Origin of the sequence: Pseudomonas sp. FH1 (assembly GCF_000510895.2) — a bacterium.
Lineage (GTDB): Bacteria > Pseudomonadota > Gammaproteobacteria > Pseudomonadales > Pseudomonadaceae > Aquipseudomonas > Aquipseudomonas azotoformans_A.
Map to the genome: position 1 here is coordinate 43,469 of NZ_AOHM01000133.1, position 17,690 is coordinate 61,158.

Here is a 17,690-nt window from a genome sequence, read left to right on the forward strand (position 1 = left end):
AGTCTGCGAAGGAGCACGCCATGCAACTCAAAGATACCCAATTGTTCCGCCAACAGGCTTATATCGACGGAACCTGGTTGGACGCGGACAGCGGCCAGACCATTCAGGTCACCAATCCGGCCACCAACGAAGTTATGGGTAGTGTGCCGAAGATGGGGGCAGCGGAAACCCGTCGAGCCATCGAAGCAGCAGATCATGCCCTGCCAGCCTGGCGTGCACTGACAGCTAAAGACCGCGCCAACAAACTGCGCCGCTGGTTTGAACTGATGATTGAAAACCAGGACGACCTGGGTCGTCTCATGACCATGGAGCAAGGTAAGCCACTTGCCGAAGCCAAGGGCGAAATTGCTTTCGCGGCGTCCTTCCTTGAGTGGTTCGCCGAAGAAGCCAAGCGCGTGTATGGCGACGTAATTCCCGGCCACCAACCGGACAAACGCCTGATCGTGATCAAACAGCCCATCGGCGTAACGGCAGCGATTACACCCTGGAACTTCCCGGCAGCCATGATCACCCGTAAAGCCGGCCCGGCCCTGGCCGCCGGTTGTACCATGGTGCTCAAGCCAGCGTCGCAAACGCCTTATTCGGCGCTGGCGTTGGCAGTGCTGGCCGAGCGTGCCGGGATCCCCAAAGGCGTGTTCAGTGTAATCACTGGCAGTGCTGGCGAAGTCGGCAGCGAACTGACTAGCAACCCGATCGTGCGCAAGTTGAGCTTTACTGGCTCCACCGAAATTGGTCGCCAGCTAATGGCCGAATGTGCCAAGGACATTAAAAAGGTGTCGCTAGAACTGGGCGGAAACGCGCCGTTCATCGTATTCGATGATGCCGACCTTGATAAGGCAGTGGAAGGCGCACTGATCTCCAAATACCGCAACAATGGCCAGACCTGCGTGTGCGCCAACCGCCTGTATATCCAAGACGGCGTATACGATGCCTTCGCCGAGAAGCTGAAAATCGCGGTAGCTAAGTTGCAGATTGGTAACGGTTTGGACGAAGGTATCACCACCGGCCCTCTGATCGATGCCAAGGCGGTGGCCAAGGTCCAGGAGCACATTGCCGACGCCATTAGCAAGGGTGCCAAGCTACTCGCTGGTGGTAAGCCGCACGCCCTCGGTGGCACTTTCTTCGAGCCGAGCATCCTCATTGACGTACCGAATAACGCCGCCGTAGCCAAGGAAGAAACCTTCGGTCCGCTGGCGCCGCTGTTCCGTTTTAAGGACGAGGCCGACGTGATCGCGATGTCCAATGACACCGAGTTCGGCCTGGCCTCGTACTTCTATGCCCGCGATATGGGGCGCGTGTTCCGTGTGGCCGAAGCCCTAGAATACGGTATGGTCGGCGTCAATACTGGGCTGATCTCCAATGAAGTTGCGCCTTTCGGTGGTATCAAGGCATCCGGCCTGGGTCGCGAAGGATCCAAGTACGGCATTGAGGATTACCTGGAGATCAAGTACCTCTGCCTGGGTGGTATCTAAGAGCCCGGCGAATAGGCACGTGATTCTCGCTCAGGCCCCACTTGGCGAGCATCATTAATCTTGGCCCGGTCTATAAAACCCGGGCATGCTACATCGGTTGTGGCGCAGACAAAGATTGACGCGGGCTATTTCTACGTCACCGTCTACTTCTCACGGCTGTTGCCGCGCAACCAGAGTCTGGAGGCCTGTATCCGCGTCGACAGCGCCCCCTGTTCGAGCTAGGTGCCTAACATTTCTAACGATTGAGCGTTGCGCGGAGTCCTACACCTAGGCTCTGCGCCTTTTTAATCCCGCCGCGCTAGATTAGGCGAAGTAATGCTGCCTTCACAGCCAGTCCTGCTGGTATGGATAAAGGTGATATCCATCACCTATGCCATGTTAGGGGCGACGGTGAACTCTCTCTAAGATGGTTTGGTGCGATGATTTAAGGCGCCCCAGCGACCGTTGATTGCATCCAATGTGCTCATTAGCTTTTCTGTTCGAGCTGGCTGTTCCTGTGCGAATAGATCCTGTGTGTACTCATCACGCTTACACAGGTCTAGCAGCAACACTTGGGCTTTGGCATAGCTGAAACCCTCTCGTTACAGCCTTTTGATTCCCTCCTGTGCCGCTGCAATGATCAAACGCGTGTCATCGGTCGGGTAGGGCAGTTGGCAAAGCAGGCCGTTGGCGTACTTACCATCATTGAATTCGCTCGGTCGCAATCAGGCGAGCATTCGGGGCTTGGATCACGATCCCTCCAGTCGTAATAGCCACTGGCAGAAATCTTCAAGCAGAGGCACATAAGGTCGTAAGAACTGCGTAGCTGGTGACCCCGTCTTCCGTGCCATGAAAGTTGACCTGACCAACCGCTATCCGTCAGTCGGTGAGGCGAAGCAACTTCCTTTATGGCATGGTGCCACAGTCCCTTATTACGGAACGTGTAGTACCCGCATTGATTTCGTAGGGCGAGCAGCAGTGCCGCGTGATGAAGTGAAAGGCTTGGTCGCTTGCCCGACCTTCTACACGTAGGATCGCTATGGCATGTCCATGTCCTGTCAGCAACAGCAACAGCAACAGCAACAGCAATTGCTTATGGCTTGGGATCGACAGTATCCTTCCACCTGCAGCAACTGACCCACATCATGATTCTCGCCCTGGTCGCTCTCAGCCTCGACCTGTTGGTGGGCGTGACCGGCATGGTCAGCCTGGCCCAGGCGGCCTTCTTCGGCATCGCCGGCTACAGCCTGGTGTTGTTCGCCCCGGAGTTCGAGGCGGTGAACTTCTGGCTGGCGCTGCTGCTGTGCCTGGGCGTCAGCGCCGCAGCTGCGCTGCTGATGGGCCTGCTGATCATCCGCACCTCGGGCATCTTCTTCATCATGGCGACCATCGCCTTCTCGCAGATGCTCTATTACCTGTTCCACGACTCGGCCTTCGCCGGCGGCTCGGACGGCATCTACCTGTTCCTCAAGCCCGAGGTGGCCATCGCCGGGGTGCATCTGCTCGACCTGGAGAACCCGCGCAGCCTGTTCTACCTGGTGCTCGGCTCCCTGGTGCTGGTCTATCTGCTGCTGCGCACCTTCCTGCGCGCGCCGTTCGGCCGGGTGCTGCTGGGCATCAAGCACAACGAGGAACGGGTCCGTTCCATGGGCTACAACCCGCTGTTCTACAAGCTGGCGGCCTTCGTCATTGCCGGCACCATCGCCGGCTACGCCGGCATGCTCTCGGCCACCCAATACGGTTTCGTCAGCCCCGACCAGGTCGGCTGGCAGCTCTCGGCCCACGCCCTGGTGATGGTCATCCTCGGTGGCATGGGCAGCCTGTTCGGCGCCATCTTCGGCGCCTTCGCCTTCGAGGGCCTGCACCATCTGTTCGCCGGCCTGACCCCGCACTGGGAGCTGCCCATGGGGCTGGTGGTCATCGCCATGGTTCTGTTGCTGCCGCGCGGTCTCGCCGGGTTGCTGCTGCAGCTCTGCGACCGGCGCACAGCCACGGCCTGCGACGCAAGTACGGTATCCACCCCCGACGCGATGAAGAAGGAGGCCGGCGTATGACCGCCCATGTTCTAGAAACCCGCGGACTGAGCAAGGCCTTCGGCGGCCTGCGTGCGGTCAACGACATTTCCCTGAGCGTGGCGCCCTGCGAGGTACACGCGATCATCGGCCCCAACGGCGCCGGCAAGAGCACCATGGTCAATCTGCTGTCCGGCCATCTTCAGCCCAGCGCCGGGCAGATCCTCTTTCACGGCCGCGACATCACCGGCTTGGCGCCCAACCGGGTGTCGCACCTGGGCATCGGCCGCAGCTTCCAGCGCACCAACATCTTTCCCAGCTTCACCTGCCTGGAAAACTGCTGGCTGGCGGCGCAGTCGCGGCTGAAGAACTCCTTTCGTTTCTTCCGCCGCTGCGAGGCCTATGTCGAGGTACGCGAGCGCGCCGAACGGGCGCTGGAGCTTTGCGGCCTGGCCGCCCACCGCGACACCCTGGCCGATGCCCTGAGTTATGGCGAGCAACGCCAACTGGAGATCGGCATGGTACTGGCCACCGAGCCGAGCTTCCTGCTGCTCGACGAACCCATGGCCGGCATGGGCAAGGACGAATCGGCGCGGGTGGTCGAACTGCTCGCCAGACTGTCGCAGCAGTACGCCATGGTCCTGGTCGAGCACGACATGGATGCGGTGTTCAGCATCGCCCACCGTCTCACCGTGATGGTCAACGGCGAGCTGCTGGCCAGTGGCCCGCTGGACCAGGTGCGCAACGATCCGGCGGTACAGCAGGCCTATCTGGGCGACGGCGAGGAGCAATTCTGATGAGCGCACAAGCCCTGGTGCAGGCCACCGGCCTGCACACCTATTACGGCAACAGTCATGTGCTGCATGGCGTCGACCTGCAGATCCAGCCGGGCGAGACCCTGGCGCTGATGGGCCGCAACGGCATGGGCAAGAGCACCACCATTCGCTCGTTGCTCGGCCTGACGCCGGCGCGCCGCGGCGAGGTGCTGATCCGCGGCGAGCGCTGCAGCGGCCGCGCCACCCACCAGATCATCCGCCGCGGTATCGGCTATGTGCCAGAGGGCCGCGGCATGTTCCCCAACCTGAGCGTGCGCGAGAGCCTGATCATGGCCGCCCGCCCGGGCCTGGACGGGCGCCGCGACTGGAACCTGGAGCGGGTGCTGGCGACCTTCCCGCGCCTGGCCGAGCGCTTCTCCCACCTGAGCGGCAACCTTTCCGGCGGCGAGCAGCAGATGGTCGCCATCGGCCGCGCGTTGCTGACCAACCCCGAACTGATGATCCTCGACGAGGCCACCGAGGGCCTGGCGCCCTTGATCCGCAAGGAGATCTGGGACGTGATCCGCCTGATCAAGGCCAGCGGTATCGCCACTCTGGTGGTGGACAAGAACGTCAACGTGCTGCTCGACCTGACCGACCGCAGCATGATCATGGTCAAGGGACGGGTGGTGTTCGACGGGCCCAGCGTCGAGCTGAAGTGCCAGCCGCAGATCCTCCAGGAACATATTGGCCTGTGACGCCGGGGAGACTGACGATGAACGAGAAGACCGACGCCCCTGCCCGAAACTGGCAGAAGCCGCTGGCGGCGTTGCTGCAAGCGACGGCGGCGCTGGCCGCAGCCGGCCTGCTGCTGTTGGACAGCGGCCTGCACGGCCCACTGGCGGCCCTGGCGCTGGCCGGCGTCGCCCTGGCCGGCCTGCTCTACCACAGGTTGCCGCCGATCCTGGTCGAGTTGCCGCCACCAGCGCCAGCGCCAGCGCCGCCACCGGCGCCTGAGCCTGAACCGCCGGTGCTGCTGGCGGCGCCTGCTCCCGAGCCGCCTTCCGACCCTGGCCTGCCGCTACGCGCACCCCTGGCGAAGTTGCTCGAGAGCATCCTGCGCACCGAGCAGGACATGCTCTTCGCCACTGAACTGGCGCGCGCGGGCGGAGAAAAGGTGCAGTTCAGCGCCGCCAGCATCCAGGCCTGCGAGGCGGCGATCCGCGAGCTGGCCGGCTACATGGGCACCATCGATCAGGTATTCGACGAACTGTCGCAACAGTCGATGCGCATCGGCGCCATCGTCGGCAGCATCCAGGACATCGCCAAGCAGACCAACCTGCTGGCGCTCAACGCGGCCATCGAGGCGGCCCGCGCCGGTGAGCATGGCCGCGGCTTCGCCGTAGTCGCCGACGAAGTGCGTCACCTGGCCCAGCGCGCCAACGAGTCCAGCGGCGAGATCCAGCAGATCGCCGGCAGCCTGCAGAAGTCGGCGCAGGAGGCGCGGACGGGAGTCGAACACATCGGCCAGTCCACCAGCACCGGCCTGGAGAAGTCCGCCGCGGCCCTGGGCGCCATGGCAGAGATGCGTGCCGGCGCCGCGGTGCGGCTGGAGACGGTCGAGCGCATCGTTCGGCGCCTGAATGAGCAGCGCACCTTGACCCAGGACATGGTCGAGCTGCTGGGTTAGCGGGCTATCGCTGAAGTGGGCACCTTGCGACCCCATCGTTGTGACGCAGTCTTCGTCAGCCGATTCGACTGGCTGTGGAATCACGATCTGCAGCAAGACCTGAACTTGGCCTACAGCCGTTTAGGCTGGAAAGCGGCCCTGGCCGCATGACTCCGCCATTGCCGTGGACGTGATGCCTTCTCGCCTGGAGTTGGCTCGCAGGGTGGGCACAACGCCCATCTTCAATAGCCGGGTAGCAGATCCGGCTACGCGTAGTCGCGCAATCACTGACGCAGCTGCGCAGCGCAGTCCCATTCTGCGTATGCCCGGAGCTGCCGACTGAATGCGGTCGCGTCACACAATTTTCCTACTGTCTAAAAGGTCTAGAAATGAGTGCACAACTGGTAATCGACAATATCAAGCTGGACGCTACCGGAGGCAAGACGATCCAACGGCTTGACCCTGTGTCCGCCAAACTGGTCAGCACTGCGGCTGCCTGCACCCTGGAAGACGCAAAACGGCTCGCGGCCTCATCCGAGCGAGCATTCCGCAAATGGTCCAAGACCGGACCGACCGAGCGGCGTCGTCTCCTGCTCGCAGCAGCGGATGTCCTCGAGGCCAAGATGTCGGAATTCTGCCGGATCATGGCTGAGGAAATTGGCGCATCGCAGCTCTGGGCGCAGTTCAACGTAGGTGCATCGGCGAATCTGCTGCGCGAGGCTGCAGCGCTCACTACTCAAATCAAGGGTGAGACGATTCCAACCGATAAGCTTGGCGCTTTCTCGTTGACGCTTCGCCAGCCGGTGGGCACCGTGCTGAGCATTGTGCCGTGGAATGGGCCGGTGATCCTGGGGGCTCGCGCTATCGCGTATCCGCTGGCGTGCGGCAATACCGTGATCTTCAAAGGCTCGGAAAACAGTCCTCGCACTCATGCCCTTGTGGCCGATGCCTTCATTGAGGCAGGCCTGCCGGCGGGTGTGCTCAATTTCCTGATTACCGCGCCCGAAGACGCATCGGCTGTCACCGAAGCGTTGGTGGCCCACGATACCGTGCGCCGGGTCAACTTCACGGGCTCCACCAAGGTCGGCCGCATGATCGCCGAAACCTGTGCGTCCCATCTCAAGCGCTGTTTGTTGGAGTTGGGTGGCAAGGCTCCTTTCGTAGTGCTGGAGGATGCCGATATCGACGGCGCAGTGAATGCCGCAGTATTCGGCTCGTTCCTGTATCAAGGGCAAATCTGCATGTCGACCGAGCGTTTCGTGGTCGATCAGCGTGTTGCCGACGAATTCGTGAGTAAGTTTTCCGAGCGAATCGGCAAACTGGAGCTTGGCGACCCCACCGCATCTCCGACCTGCGTAGTCGGACCGGTCATCGCCCAGGGCTCGGTAAAGCGGATCAACCATCTGATCGAAGATGCGCTCGGCAAAGGGGCTGTCATCGCCGCGGGCGGTATCGCCGACAGTGCCTTGATGCAGCCCACGCTAGTCGACCGCGTGACCAAGGACATGGAAATCTACGACGAGGAAACCTTTGGTCCTATTACCACGATCGTTCGTGTCGACGGGGCAGAGGAGGCGTTGGAAGTGGCCAATGACACGGCTTATGGCCTCTCATCTGCAATTTTCAGCGCCAATGTCTCCAAAGCGCTTGAGCTGGCAAGTCGGTTGGATGCAGGTTGTGTCCACATCAACGGCGCCACCGTACAAAACGAAGCGCAGGCCCCCTATGGTGGTATGAAGCAGAGTGGATACGGCCGTTTCGATGGAAGCGCTGTGATTGACGAGTTCACAGAAATCAAGTGGGTCACTGTTGAGCCATCTGATCAGCCTTATCCCTTCTGATGTTTCGGGGCCGGCGGAGCAAGTGGATTCGCCGGTTCACGCGCGTTCGCATCATTTCTCCCAGATGATCGTAAAACGCTCGGATCCACGGCCAAGCGCGTCTTGCCGCGAAAGTGTTGCACGCGTGATAACAAATTGTAGCGGTGCGCGGTCGCCGGCTTTGTGTACGAGCAGGAAAAACGCGCGCTGATCTGACAATCGCCGTGGCCGCAGCTGTTGGCTTCAATGGCTGCTGTGGCGAGTAGTGACAAAGCGGTTGAGCAAGCGGTGCACCATGAACACGACGAACAGGGTCAACAGCACCGAGACACACACCGAACTCAGCCGGTAGAGGGTCGCAAATATGATGTCGTGGCTGGGCGTAAGCGACTGGCCGAACAGGATGGCCAGGGTGGTCAAAGCGCCGAAGCCGACGCCGGGCACCCCCTTTTCCAGCATGTGCCAGCGCGCGCAGACCATGGCGGCGATCCATAGCAGCAGGGCGACCAGCGGCAGTAGGTCGTGGTGATCATAGAGCAGCAGCATGATCAGCAGGGCAATCACGCAGCCGAGCAGGGTGCCATGCGCACGGGTACGGCCGGCGAAGCGTGAGCCGTTCCAGTGCATGGGAAACAACAGCAGGATGCTGGCGACCTGAGCCGACAGCGAGTCCTGCAGATCCAGGCACTGGAATACGCTGAACGACAGCGTCGCCACCGTTGCCCCGAGCAGTGCCTCGTGGCGCCGACTGGCGCGGTCTTTGGGCGGCGGCGTGCGTGCGGGGCGCGGCTCGCAGTCGGGAAACAGGTAGAACATCAGCACGGCGATCGCTGCGGCCAGCACGATGGCCAGGCCATTGCTCCCAAGCATGGCGATGACGTCGGTGTGCGGGTAGCTGGCGAAGTTCAGCTGGATCGACAGAAATACTGCGCCGAGGGCGCCGAACAGGAAGTTCGGGCCGCTGGCCATCAGCGCGAAACGGTAGAGAAACAGCAAGAACACCAGCGGAATCATCAGCAGCGGTCGGCCGCCGAACAGACCGTAGAGCAACGCGACCTCCAGGCTGACGACCAGTCCCTGGGTGAAGAACTGGCGCATCAGGTGGGCAGTCAGGCGCGGCACCAGGCCGAGCAGTAGCATCGGATAGACGCAGAAGAAGGCACCGTACTGCAGGTCGAACAGCTTGCACAGGACAAAGGCCAGACTGCCGCCAGTGGCGATGCGCAGACACTGGCGCAGGTCGTTCTTGCCCAGTGACAAACGGGGCGCTGTGGCCCTTTCGGCAAGTGTGTGTGCCGCCGCGGAGGGTTCAGTAGACATAGTGCAACCAACTGATCAGGCGGATCTGCAGCGTAGCGGCGAGGTTCACCAGCGGGTTGTCGAAGGGCTTCAGCTGAACCGTGGCCTTAGCCCCGGTGGGCAGCAGGAACGGCAGCTCTTCATCGAGTGCCAGGTGCACGCGTTGTCGTTGCGCGTCGCGAACCCAGCGCTCGGATTGCGCGGGCGTTGCCAGCTCGCCGTTGGCATCGATCTGGCCTTCCCGGACTCCGGCGTCGAAATGACTGACCCGGGCGCTGAACAGCTCGCCTGGACGGGCGTCGAATACGACCACGGCTGGGGTGTCGACGCCGATGTAGCGCAGGGACTTCTCGCGGAAGTCGGCGATGATGTCCAGGCGGTCCTCGACCAGAGCGGCCACCGGCGTTCCTGCCGCGACGAAGGTGCCGGGGGTGAGCTGCAGGTTGCTGAGCACGCCGCCACGTTCGGCGCGAACCTCGCTGTAGTCCCGCTGCAGGTGCGCCCGGAGCAGTGCATTGCGGGCTTGGCGTAGCCGTAGATTGGCACCGTCGGCGCCGCCGCGACGGGCCTGCAGTTCACGGACTCTGGCCTGCGCCGTACGCAGTTGGGCCTGGGCCATCAGATGCTGCGCTTCGGCCGCATCGTAGGCCTGGCGCGAGACATGCTGGCGTTCGAGCAGGCGCGACAGGCGTAGGGCCTGAGCGCCCGACTCGTTCGACTTGGCTTGGGCCGCGCTGACCTCGGCACGGGCGGCGGCCAGCAGGGCATCGAGTTCAGTGTTGTCCTGGTGTGCCTGTTCGAGCGCCAACTCGGCCCGCTGCACCTCCAGCTCGAATGGCTGCGGATCGAGGCGAAACAGTAACTGGCCAGGTTGTACGTACTGGTTATTGCTCACCGCCAGCTCACTGACCTGGCCTGCGACCCGCGGCGCGACCTTCAGTACCGGTCGGGTCAACTGCGCCTGTGGTGTCAACGGCATGCTCAGGTCGGCGGTTAGGAAGTAGATGAAGCAACAGGCTAGGGCCGAGATAGCGATTTGAACCCAGCGGGCAAATCGTTGATCGGGAGTCATGAATACCTCGGTTAAGCAAAGCGTCGGGGGACGGGCGCACGCTGGAAAGTCCGGGCCGGCCCGCGAAGGCGGCAGTATATTTCCCATGCTTTCATGCAAAAATAGCCGTCTTATGCAAAGAACACTTACTAAATAGGTAACAGTCAGATGGATGTTTTTCAGGCAATGCGGGTGTTTACTCGCGTGGTGGACGCGGGCACCTTCACGGCTGCTGCACAGACGCTGGGCTTGTCCACCGCGCAGGTGTCGCGGCAGGTGTCCGAACTCGAAAGTCATCTGCAGGCACGCCTACTGCAACGTACCACCCGCCGGCTGGGGCTGACCGAGGTAGGCAGCCGTTACCTGGAGCGCTGTCGGCATATTCTCAGCGAGCTGGAAGACGCTGGCGCCGAGGCCGGTGGTGCCTACCTGATGCCCAGGGGGCGCCTGCGGGTGCACGCGATCACCGGTTTGGGCACCCATCTACTTGCACCCTTGGCCGCCCGCTATAGCGAGCTCTACCCGGAAGTGAACCTTGAGCTGACGCTCTCCCAGCGCCACCCTGACCTGCTCGAGGAGGGGCAGGATGTGGTCATTACTCTGGCCCGGGAGTTGCCCGACTCCGAACTGGTCGCTCAACTGCTCGGCACTACCTACAGCGTGGTCTGTGCGGCGCCGAGCTACCTGGGGCAGCACGGTATTCCGATGACTCTCGACGAGCTGAGCCAGCATCGCTGCCTGCGCCTGCTCGACCCGGTTTTTGGCGACAGCTGGACCTTTACCGACAACGGCGTCGAGCGGGCGATCCGTCTGGGAGAAACATTTCAGGTCAACGTCGCCGAGGCGATGGCCCAGGCGGCAGGAGAGGGTATGGGTATTTGCGTACTGCCGGACCTGATAGCGGCCAAGGCCTTCGCACAGGGCCGACTGGTACGCCTGCTGGCCGAACATCGCCTGCACGAGCGGGGTATCTATGCGCTGTACCCGTCGCGGCGCTTTCTCGATGCCAAGGTGAGAACCTGGGTGGAGTTCCTCAAGGAGCAATTACCCCTGGTATTCCGCGGTAATCGAACCCTGGTGGAAAACCCCACCTATTGGGCGTGACCCTGGGAGCAAACCGGTGTGGCCAGGGTTGATGCCCTGTCGCTTAGCGCTCTTCGATTATTACGCTAAAGGCAAAACTACCTTGCCTGGAGTTCGCTGTTTCTTGCCGGAACCACTCCTTAAGCTGATGCTCATCGAGTCATTACGAGGTGCAGCATGAAAGCAAGATACTGGATGATCGGCGTGACACTTGTCGCTCAGTGGGCAGTCGCCGACGATGCGCAGCCATACCATTATGGCCAGGCCATGGATGTCGCCAGGGTCATTTCGATCGAGATGCCTCAGGGCTGTGAGGTGGGCGAGGCGACCATGGTCTATGAGGATTCACACGGCGAGATCCATACCCTGGTGTATCTGCGCCAGGGCGAGAGCTGCGTGTATTGAGTCCGTCGCAGGACTCGGCAGTCAGCCCGATCCCTCATGGCAGGCAATGGGCTGTCAGGCACTTCGGGCGCCGTCAGTCCGCAAATAGCTCGAACATCAGTTGCCTGAGCCAGCGGTTGGCGGAGTCTCGGTGATACTTGGCGTGCCAGAACAGGTTGATATCGATTTCCGGTAGCTGCACGGGGTGGGGCAGGGCCACCAAACCGAAGGGCTGGACGCAGCACTCGGCAAAGCGCTCGGGTACCGTGGCCAGCAGATCGGTGCGCTGGAGAATATGGCCCACAGCGACGAAGTGCGGCACTTCGAGACGGATGTCCCGCTCTATCCCCAGACGCGCCATGTGTGCGTCCACTTCGCCGTGGCCGGTGGTGGCGGCGATGACCCGCACATGACCGTGAGCGCAGAAGCGCTCCAGCGTGAGCGGCTCGCTGGTGACGGGGTGGTCCTTGCGACACATGCATACGTAACGATGATGGAACAGACGGCGAGTGAAGAAGCCTGCCTGCAGGTGTGGCAGCAGGCCTACGGCGAGGTCGACGGTGCCGCTCTGCAGCGCCTCGATCAGGGATACGGAGGTGTTGCGCACGGTACTGATGCGGCAGCCTGGTGCCAGGCGGGAGAGGGCATCCATCAGGCGCGGGGTGAAGTAGATTTCACCGATATCGGTCATCGCGATGGTGAAGGTGCGTTCGCTGGTTAGCGGGTCGAAACTGTCTTGGCGACTCAGCGCCTCGCGCAGGGTATGGATGGCCAGCGACACTGGCTCAGCAAGTTGCTGGGCGTAGGGGGTAGGCTCCATACCCTGATAGGTACGCACGAACAGGTCGTCCTGCAGGGCTGTACGCAGGCGCCTGAGGGCGTTGCTCACGGTGGGCTGGGTCAGACCCAGGCTTTCCGCGGCGGTGGAGACGCGGCGGTCGATCAGCAACTGGTTGAACACCACTAGCAGGTTCAGATCCAGGTCGCGCAGGTCCATGGTCTGCCTCATAGGTTGGTAGGAATATTCAGGTTTGAAATAGTTTGTATGCAGGCTGCGGTATTTATCAATATTTCTCGTGCGCCCATGATGACTTCACTCCAACAACAACATCATGGGTACAAACATGATCACCAAGCCTGCCCTGCGTATCGGCATCATCGGCGGCGGTATTTCCGGCGTCGCCCTGGCACTGGATCTGTGCCGCCATTCCCATCTCGACGTCCAGCTCTTCGAATCCGCACCGGCCTTCGGTGAGGTGGGAGCGGGCGTTTCCTTCGGTGCTAACGCGGTGCGAGCCATTGCCGGTCTCGGCATTGCAGAGCCTTACGCCCAGGTTGCCGATCGCACCCCCGAGCCCTGGCAGGACGTGTGGTTCGAATGGCGCCGCAGCGTCGACGCCGGTTACATTGGCGCGAGCGTGGCTCCTGGCGTGGGGCAGTCTTCGGTGCACCGGGCGGATTTCCTCGACGTGCTCGCCAGCCGACTGCCGGAGGGCATTGCCCGATTCAATAAGCGCGCCGTGGGCGTGGAGCAGCACGGCGATGAGGCCTGTGTGCGCTTTACCGACGGTAGTGAATATCGCGGTGACTTGCTGATCGCCGCCGATGGCATCAAATCGGCTATTCGTGGCCATGTCCTCGAGGGTATCGGGGCCCCGCCCGCCGTGCCGCGCTTCAGTGGTACCTGCGCCTACCGTGGCATGATCGATAGCCTGCACCTGCGCGAGGCCTACCGTGCCGCTGGCGTTGACGAGCACTTGGTGGACGTGCCGCAGATGTACCTGGGCCTGGATGGCCACATCCTTACCTTTCCGGTTAAGCGGGGGCGCATCATCAACGTGGTGGCCTTCGTATCTGACCGCAGTCAGCCCGCGCCCACCTGGCCCGAGAATTCGCCCTGGGTTCGTCAGGCCAGCCAGCGTGAGATGCTCGACGCCTTCGTCGGCTGGGGCGATGCTGCGCGAATCCTGCTGGAGTGCATTCCCTCGCCAACCTACTGGGCTCTGCACGACCTCGCCGAGCTACCTGGTTATGTCCACGGCCGTGTGGCGCTGATCGGCGATGCCGCCCACGCGATGCTGCCGCACCAGGGCGCCGGGGCAGGGCAGGGGCTCGAGGACGCCTACTTCCTCGCCCGCCTGCTGGGAGATGTTCAGGTGAGTCGCGGCAACCTCGATGAGTTGCTGGCTGCCTACGACGCCTTGCGCCGCCCGCGTGCCTGCCGCGTGCAGCGTACCTCCTGGGAAGCCGGTGAACTTTACGAACTGCGTGACCCGGCAGTGGGTGATGACAAACAGGCGCTGGGAGCTACCTTGGCTAGCCGCTTCGACTGGTTGTGGAACCACGACCTCGACGCTGACGTGCGAGATGCCCGCGCTCGACTAGGTTGGACAGCCCTGAGCCACTGCGCCTAGTTGCGCGTCGTTCTACCGGAATCGGCCTCGATGCCGGTTCCGGCTCTATAACAATGACAAGAAGAGCTATGCCATGCGTGATATCGACGTTTCCGCCCTGCTTGACGGGGCCCGCTTCAATACCTTTCACGGGCGCGTGCTGTTCTGGTGCGCGCTGATCATTATCTTCGATGGCTATGATCTGGTTATCTACGGCGTGGTGCTGCCGTCGCTGATGCAAGCCTGGAACCTCTCTGCGCTGCAGGCCGGTCTGCTAGGCAGCTGCGCATTGGTGGGCATGATGCTCGGTGCACTGTTCTTCGGCCCACTGTCGGACCGGATCGGGCGCCGCAAGACCATCATGACCTGTGTGGTCCTGTTCAGCGGTTTTACCGTGATCAACGGATTCGCGCGCACTCCCGAGGAGTTTGCCATTTGCCGCTTTTTCGCCGGGCTTGGTATCGGTGGGGTGATGCCCAATGTGGTGGCGCTGATGAACGAGTACGCGCCGAAGAAAATCCGCAGCACCCTGGTGGCGATCATGTTCAGCGGTTACTCGGTGGGGGGCATGCTCTCTGCGGGTCTGGGCATGGCGTTGATGCCCAGCTGGGGCTGGCAATCGGTGTTCTTCGTGGCGGTTGTACCGCTGCTGGTGCTGCCGTTGCTGGTGCGCCAGCTGCCGGAGTCGTTGAACTTCCTGCTGCGCCAGGGGGAGGTCGAACGCGCCAAAGAGCTGCTGGCCAGGGCAGAGCCCGACTACGTGCCCAAAATGCACGACCGGCTCAATCTGGCAAAGGGGCAGGCGGGCAAGGTGGCCATCTCCCAGTTGTTCCAGGATGGTCGCGCACTGAAAACGCTGATGCTCTGGGTGGCCTTCTTCTGCTGCCTGCTGATGGTCTACGCCCTGAGTTCCTGGCTGCCGAAGCTTATGAACGCTGCCGGCTACGGCCTCAACTCCAGCCTGGCGTTCCTGCTGGTGCTGAACTTCGGCGCCATCTTCGGGGCAATCGGCGGCGGCTGGCTGGGAGATCGCATAGGCCTGGGTCGGGTACTCCTGGCGTTCTTCGCCACCGGTGCGCTGTCGCTGAGTCTATTGGCGCTGAAGTCACCGCTGCCGGTGCTCTACCTGCTGATCGGCGTGGCCGGGGCCTGCACTATCGGTACGCAGATCCTCGCCAATGCCTGCGCCGTGCAATTTTACCCCGCGCATATCCGCTCCACTGGTCTGGGCTGGGCGATGGGAATTGGCCGTATTGGCGCCATCATCGGCCCGTTGCTGGGCGGAGCTTTGCACGCCGCGCAACTGCCGTTGCAGGCGAGCTTTCTGGCGTTCGCGCTGCCGGGGCTGGTGGGCGCCGCCGCCATTATGGGTTTTCTCTGGCACCGGCCGGGTCAGGTCTGCACGCTGATGGAGAAACCTCTGGAATCGACTGCCGGCTGATCCACTGCTATCAGGAACTGAGCACCGCACCCATGTCGGGTGTGGTGCTCTGGTTGACCGCTCGCAACCGGCATATGGAACCACCATGGTCTCGGCTGCTATAGATGCCGATCCGCTGTGCGTAGTCGGATCCTAGGCTAGGCGTTGGATCATGAGAAAGCCTTGAGACTCGAAGCGGCTGCCAACTCGATGGTTAGCAGGTGCTGAGGCGCCGGTCATCACATCCATACTTTTCAATGAACGTGACGGTTGCGCTGCACGTAGCCGTACTGACAGATCTTGAGCAGATTAGCCGGATCATAATCAGGACGCCCCGTACGATGAGACCGGGCCTTGTCGAACCCCAACGCCTGAAGATCGCAGCCTGCGAAATGGGTGGGTGAAGTCCTGCACGGGATTATCAAAGCACAGAGAGTCATCGCTGCCGGCCACCAGTTCTTCACTGCCGCGAACATCGAGAGGCTGGTACATCTCGGAGCCAAGTACAGCACGAAGGCTGCAATGATCGACGATCTTCGAGACGGTCGCTGAAGACCAGTAAGACCAAGACCTCAGCGATTTCGGACGCATCTCCCGTGATGACTTTTTCAATGACGACGGAAGCGCGACCTCCTGATTTCTTGCTGGCGCAGAAACGCGCCAGCAAGCAGATGGCATGTCCGCGAGTCGAGGTCGAGCATGCGCTGGTTGCATAACTCACCCATCACCTGAGCCAAGGAAAATTTTCTCGTTCTCAAGCTATGCGCGATGGCTAAACAAGTGTGTGTTTAATGGGCGTCTAACGTCTGATTGGAAGGCTTTTCACCGAGTGTGCCCGTTGTTCGTCCAGCGAGTTGTAGTACGTATTTTGGGTAGTGCTGAGACTATTGTGACGAAGGTCAGCCTGGAGGTCCTTCATCTCTCGATATGGTGCATCAAAGGTTGCGGAGGTGTGGCGTAACCAATGCAGTGAAGCTGAACGCAACTGGTCTATTTCGTCATCGCTCCAGCCTTCCTCAGCCATACGCCCCATAGCGCGATCAAATAGCCCTTGGAGCAGCAGGCGAATATGTCGATCAGATAGCCCACCACGCCCCTTCAGGGAACTGATCAACGGTGTTTTCTCGTGGGCAGATGGCTGGGGGGAGAGCTGTAAATGCTGGCGATAGCGTATCAGGTAGTTCTGGATGTATTCGTCGCGGATGCTGATCTTGGCGGCCTTGTTGCCTTTGCCCACCACATGAAACCACCAGTTGCCCATGCTATCGCGGCGGATGTCGCCCATGGTAGGCGTCCAGTTGTCACGCCCGACCAGATCGGAGACTCGCAGGTACATGGAGAACAGAGTCGCAACGATGAACAGAGTGCGTTCGTGTGTCGGGTCGGTCGCGGCCATCTGCTCGGCAGTCTCGATCACGTAGCTCCACTGCAGCGGAGTCAGGGAACGTGACGCCACATCCAAGGTGTTGCGTTGCTTGTAGATGGATTTCTGTTTTACCGCCCGGAAGGGGTTCACCTCGGTGAGACCCTCATCAATCGCGTGTTGGAAGAAGCTGCCGCAGACTGCGAATACCTGAGCCACCGATCCCTGGGACAAGCGGTAGGGACGGGAGGGAAGGGCGGCAACGGCCTCTTCGGCAATCTTGCGTTCGCGCTTGGCCACAGTGTGACTGAAAGGTCGCCATTGCAAATTGACGATGTAGGTGTCCGTGTCGAGCTTCTTGCGACCACCCACGCGCAGGAAGCGGGACTTTACGACCGGACCTATCCAGTCGGCGGGCGGGTTGAGGCAGAACTCCATGAAGGCCTCGGCGTCCCGGCGACGCAGTTCAACAAGGGGCTTGACAGCCACCAGTAGGGACCAGAGCAGCAGCCGCTCGACGTGGGTTCGATAGGAGTTGAACGTGGCTTCGTTGCCGGCGTAGGACTTCAGAAATCCCCGAACGGCGCGATAGCCCTCGACGGCCTGGAGCTCATCGGCACAACCATGGAGGAAGTCCCGAACCGCTGGAAGCTCGCCATTGAGGTGAAGAAAGTTGAGTTCGTGGAAGCGATCAAAGGTCTCGAAAAGCGGCTGGGGATGCTGCGACATGAAGTGGTTCAACCTGGGCGAATGCGTCTATATCGGTCTTTCAGCGTAGTATAGAGCAATATCCGGGTCTGGTGATTATCGGATATTGCTTAGATTTCTCCGATCAATCCTCGCTGTCCTTCTTAAAATCTGTAACCCCATGATCCTTACAAATAATACGTTTAATAACATGCAGTTACGATTGGAGTCGGATTTTTAAATGGGAGAAATGAGTCTGCCGGGCGTCCCGCCAGAGAAGCTTATAGGCCAGGAATTTAAGCT

14 protein-coding genes and 1 pseudogene are annotated in these 17,690 nt (G+C 61.3%); 11 read left to right on the forward strand and 4 right to left on the reverse strand.

The genetic code is table 11. The features are described 5' to 3' along the window. Window positions 1-20: 20 nt before the first annotated feature. The 7 genes and pseudogenes from gabD to H096_RS30165 all read left to right on the forward strand — a co-directional run bounded on the left by gabD (window position 21) and on the right by H096_RS30165 (window position 7,728). Window positions 21-1,472 carry an NADP-dependent succinate-semialdehyde dehydrogenase gene (gabD, locus tag H096_RS30140; protein WP_024075423.1) on the forward strand — a complete coding sequence of 484 codons (1,452 nt, stop codon included), beginning with the start codon at window positions 21-23 and terminating at the stop codon, window positions 1,470-1,472. A gap of 786 nt (window positions 1,473-2,258) precedes the next feature. After that, window positions 2,259-2,570, forward strand: a pseudogene (locus tag H096_RS34685) (endonuclease); the annotation flags it as partial. Window positions 2,571-2,596: 26 nt separating this feature from the next. Then, entirely contained in the window at window positions 2,597-3,505 is a 909-nt protein-coding gene (locus tag H096_RS30145) for a branched-chain amino acid ABC transporter permease (protein ID WP_023048107.1), read from the forward strand. Continuing rightward, complete coding sequence (locus tag H096_RS30150; protein WP_023048108.1) at window positions 3,502-4,260, forward strand: ABC transporter ATP-binding protein; 759 nt, start codon at window positions 3,502-3,504, stop codon at window positions 4,258-4,260. Before H096_RS30145 ends, H096_RS30150 begins: the two co-directional genes overlap by 4 nt. Then, on the forward strand, window positions 4,260-4,976 hold the full coding sequence (locus H096_RS30155; RefSeq protein ID WP_024075421.1) for an ABC transporter ATP-binding protein: 717 nt from the start codon (window positions 4,260-4,262) through the stop codon (window positions 4,974-4,976). Before H096_RS30150 ends, H096_RS30155 begins: the two co-directional genes overlap by 1 nt. Before the next feature lie 17 nt (window positions 4,977-4,993). Beyond that, window positions 4,994-5,908 carry a methyl-accepting chemotaxis protein gene (locus H096_RS34800; protein WP_024075420.1) on the forward strand — a complete coding sequence of 305 codons (915 nt, stop codon included), beginning with the start codon at window positions 4,994-4,996 and terminating at the stop codon, window positions 5,906-5,908. Between the two features lie 368 nt (window positions 5,909-6,276). After that, window positions 6,277-7,728: an aldehyde dehydrogenase gene (locus tag H096_RS30165; RefSeq protein WP_023630205.1), complete on the forward strand. Its 1,452-nt coding sequence runs from the start codon at window positions 6,277-6,279 to the stop codon at window positions 7,726-7,728. Window positions 7,729-7,950: 222 nt separating this feature from the next. Here the strand turns inward: H096_RS30165 and H096_RS30170 are convergent, their stop codons facing one another. Both H096_RS30170 and H096_RS30175 read right to left on the reverse strand, forming a co-directional pair. Then, window positions 7,951-9,027, reverse strand: a complete 1,077-nt coding sequence (locus H096_RS30170) for a DUF2955 domain-containing protein (protein WP_078451698.1) — start codon at window positions 9,025-9,027, stop codon at window positions 7,951-7,953. Next, complete coding sequence (locus H096_RS30175) at window positions 9,017-10,078, reverse strand: HlyD family secretion protein (protein ID WP_023663266.1); 1,062 nt, start codon at window positions 10,076-10,078, stop codon at window positions 9,017-9,019. The genes H096_RS30170 and H096_RS30175 overlap by 11 nt, the downstream gene beginning before the upstream one ends. A gap of 147 nt (window positions 10,079-10,225) precedes the next feature. On the opposite strand from H096_RS30175, the gene H096_RS30180 reads away from it, so the two are divergent. Next, window positions 10,226-11,161: a LysR family transcriptional regulator gene (locus H096_RS30180; protein ID WP_023629250.1), complete on the forward strand. Its 936-nt coding sequence runs from the start codon at window positions 10,226-10,228 to the stop codon at window positions 11,159-11,161. A 156-nt stretch (window positions 11,162-11,317) separates the two neighbouring features. Next, window positions 11,318-11,545, forward strand: coding sequence for a DUF2790 domain-containing protein (locus H096_RS30185; RefSeq protein ID WP_023629249.1), 228 nt, complete (start codon window positions 11,318-11,320; stop codon window positions 11,543-11,545). Window positions 11,546-11,618: 73 nt separating this feature from the next. Here the strand turns inward: H096_RS30185 and H096_RS30190 are convergent, their stop codons facing one another. Beyond that, window positions 11,619-12,521 (reverse strand): LysR family transcriptional regulator, encoded by a 903-nt coding sequence (locus H096_RS30190; RefSeq protein WP_023629248.1) that lies wholly within the window; start codon window positions 12,519-12,521, stop codon window positions 11,619-11,621. Between the two features lie 127 nt (window positions 12,522-12,648). Between H096_RS30190 and salA the strand changes: the two genes are divergently transcribed. Both salA and H096_RS30200 read left to right on the forward strand, forming a co-directional pair. Next, window positions 12,649-13,938 carry a salicylate 1-monooxygenase gene (gene salA, locus H096_RS30195; RefSeq protein WP_024075419.1) on the forward strand — a complete coding sequence of 430 codons (1,290 nt, stop codon included), beginning with the start codon at window positions 12,649-12,651 and terminating at the stop codon, window positions 13,936-13,938. 73 nt (window positions 13,939-14,011) lie between these two features. Next, the gene (locus H096_RS30200; RefSeq protein WP_023629719.1) at window positions 14,012-15,358 is read left to right on the forward strand and encodes an aromatic acid/H+ symport family MFS transporter; all 1,347 of its coding nucleotides are present in this window, start codon (window positions 14,012-14,014) and stop codon (window positions 15,356-15,358) included. A 778-nt stretch (window positions 15,359-16,136) separates the two neighbouring features. Here H096_RS30200 and H096_RS30205 read toward each other — a convergent pair. Then, complete coding sequence (locus H096_RS30205) at window positions 16,137-17,429, reverse strand: integrase (RefSeq protein WP_028688854.1); 1,293 nt, start codon at window positions 17,427-17,429, stop codon at window positions 16,137-16,139. Window positions 17,430-17,690: the final 261 nt, after the last annotated feature.